The following is a 2,581-nucleotide window of genomic DNA, read 5'->3' on the forward strand; positions in this document are numbered from 1 at the left end:
ACGTCGTCCGTCATGGTCATGGCGTTCTCCTCTGGTCGCTGGCGCGCCTCTTCGTCGCCGAGACGGGCATGCCCTTCGGCCGCTGGCGTACGCACCTGCGGCTCCAGGCGTCCCTGCCGCTGCTGGCCTCGGGCGCGACGGTGGCCACCGCCGCCCGCCACGTCGGCTACGCCTCGCCCAGCGCGTTCGTCGCGGCGTTCCACCGCACCGTGGGGGCACCGCCGGGCACGTACATCCCGCGCGACTGAGGAACGGCGGAGAGGACACCCGCACCCCGTCCCCGACTCCACCACCCCGCCCCGCAACCTGCGTACCGTGTCCCCGTGTCAGCCACCCGCCTCCGCCGCGCCGCCGTGCTCGTACTCGAAGGCGCCAAACCCCTCGACGCCGGCATCCCCGCGCAGGTCTTCAGCACCCGCCGGAGCATGCCGTACGAGGTGCGCGTGTGCGGCGCCGCGCCGGGGCTCGTGGCCGGCGGCGACGGGCTCTCGTACCACGTCGCGCACGGCCTCGACGCGCTCGACTGGGCCGACATCGTCTTCGTGCCCGGCTACCGCTTCCCCGACCGCGACGACCCGCCGGCCGCCGTCACCGGTGCCCTGATCGCCGCCCACCGCCGCGGCGCCCGCCTCGCCGCCATCTCCACCGGCGCCTTCGCCCTCGCCGCCACCGGCCTCCTCGACGGCCTCCGCGCCACCACCCACTGGCACTACACGCGGGCCCTCGCCGCCAAGCACCCGGAGGTACGCGTCGACGAGAACGTCCTCTTCGTCGACGAGGGCAGCGTGCTGACCTCCGCCGGCGCCGCCTCCGGCATCGACCTGTGCCTGCACATCCTGCGCGGCGACCTCGGCGTGGCCGCGTCCAACCACGCCGCCCGGCGCCTGGTGGCGGCCCCGTACCGCAGCGGCGGCCAGGCGCAGTACGTACCGCGCAGCGTGCCGGAGCCGCTCGGCGAGCGGTTCGCCGCGACTCGGGAGTGGGCGCTGCGCCGGCTCGGCGAGCCGCTGACCCTGGAGGCGCTGGCCCGGCACGCGGGGGTGTCGACGCGCACGTTCTCGCGGCGCTTCGCGGACGACACGGGGTACACGCCGATGCAGTGGATCATGAGGGCGCGGATCGACGTCGCGCGTGAGCTGCTGGAGCGCTCGGAGCAGAGCGTCGAGCAGATCGCGGACCGCGTGGGCCTCGGTACGGGCGCGAACCTGCGGCTGCACTTCCAGCGGATCCTGGGGACCACGCCGAGCGAGTACCGCCGCACGTTCGCGCGGGGCGAGTAGCCCCCGGGAGGCTGGCGAGATCCTTGCGGAGTGTGGCATCCGGGCCGCTGGCAGCGGGCCGTACGGCGGGCGAACCTGCTGGTAACGCACGGAAAGCCGCAGCAGAGCCGCAGGAAGCCGCAGCCACCCGGAAGGGCAGGACGACCATGACCCGCATCGCCATCAACGGATTCGGCCGCATCGGCCGCAACGTACTTCGCGCGCTGCTGGAACGCGACAGCAGCCTCGACGTCGTCGCCGTCAACGACCTCGCCGAGCCCGCCACCCTCGCGCGGCTCCTCGCCTACGACACCACCGCCGGCCGCCTCGGCCGCCCGGTCACGGCGGACGGCGACACCCTCGTCGTGGACGGCCGCCGTATCAAGGTCCTCGCCGAGCGCGAGCCGGCGAAGCTGCCGTGGGCCGAACTCGGCGTGGACGTCGTCCTCGAAGCCACCGGCCGCTTCACCGCGGCGACCGCGGCCCGCGTGCACCTGGACGCCGGCGCGCGCAAGGTCCTCGTGAGCGCCCCCTCCGCCGGCGCGGACGTGACCCTCGCGCCCGGGGTGAACACCGAGGCGTACGACCCGCAGGCCCACACCGTCGTCTCCAACGCCTCCTGCACCACCAACGCGCTCGCCCCGCTGGCCGCCGTACTGGACGAACTCGCCGGCATCGAGCACGGCTTCATGACCACGGTGCACGCCTACACCCAGGAGCAGAACCTCCAGGACGGCCCCCACCGCGACGCCCGCCGCGCCCGCGCCGCGGCCGTCAACATCGTCCCCACCACCACCGGCGCCGCCAAGGCCATCGGCCTCGTACTCCCCGCCCTGGACGGCAAACTGTCCGGCGACTCGATCCGCGTCCCGGTCCCGGTCGGCTCTATCGTCGAACTCAACACCGCGGTCAGCCGCGACGTCACCCGCGAAGCCGTCCTCGACGCCTACCGCACGGCGGCCGAAGGACGCCTCGCCGGCATCCTCGAATACTCCGAAGACCCCCTCGTCTCGGCCGACATCACCGGCAACCCCCACTCCGCGATCTTCGACTCGGCCCTCACCCGCGTCGACGGCCGCCACGTCAAGGTAGTCGCCTGGTACGACAACGAATGGGGCTTCTCCCACCGGGTCATCGACACCCTCGAACTCCTCACCACCACCTGACGCCACTCCGGGGCCCGCATCCGGGACGGGTCAGGGTCCCGTCGGGGACCACTCCGGGGAGGTCCCCGATGCCCCGGTGCGGGCCCGCGCGGCAGAGTCACCGCATGATCCCCACGCACATGTCACGCCGGGGCTTCGCGGGCGCCGCACTGACGG

3 protein-coding genes are annotated in these 2,581 nt (G+C 73.9%); all 3 read left to right on the forward strand.

Annotated features, from left to right (window positions below; all coding sequences use genetic code 11):
• On the forward strand, positions 1–248 hold a 248-nt coding region (locus tag H5J30_RS26720), incomplete at its 5' end, for a helix-turn-helix transcriptional regulator (protein WP_181789890.1).
• 75 nt (positions 249–323) lie between these two features.
• Entirely contained in the window at positions 324–1,280 is a 957-nt protein-coding gene (locus tag H5J30_RS26725) for a GlxA family transcriptional regulator (protein ID WP_181789891.1), read from the forward strand.
• 146 nt (positions 1,281–1,426) lie between these two features.
• Positions 1,427–2,425, forward strand: coding sequence for a type I glyceraldehyde-3-phosphate dehydrogenase (gap, locus tag H5J30_RS26730; RefSeq protein ID WP_181789892.1), 999 nt, complete (start codon positions 1,427–1,429; stop codon positions 2,423–2,425).
• The last annotated feature ends 156 nt before the right edge of the window (positions 2,426–2,581 follow it).

Origin of the sequence: Streptomyces phytophilus (assembly GCF_013870535.1) — a bacterium.
GTDB classification, from domain to species: Bacteria; Actinomycetota; Actinomycetes; order Streptomycetales; family Streptomycetaceae; genus Streptomyces; species Streptomyces phytophilus.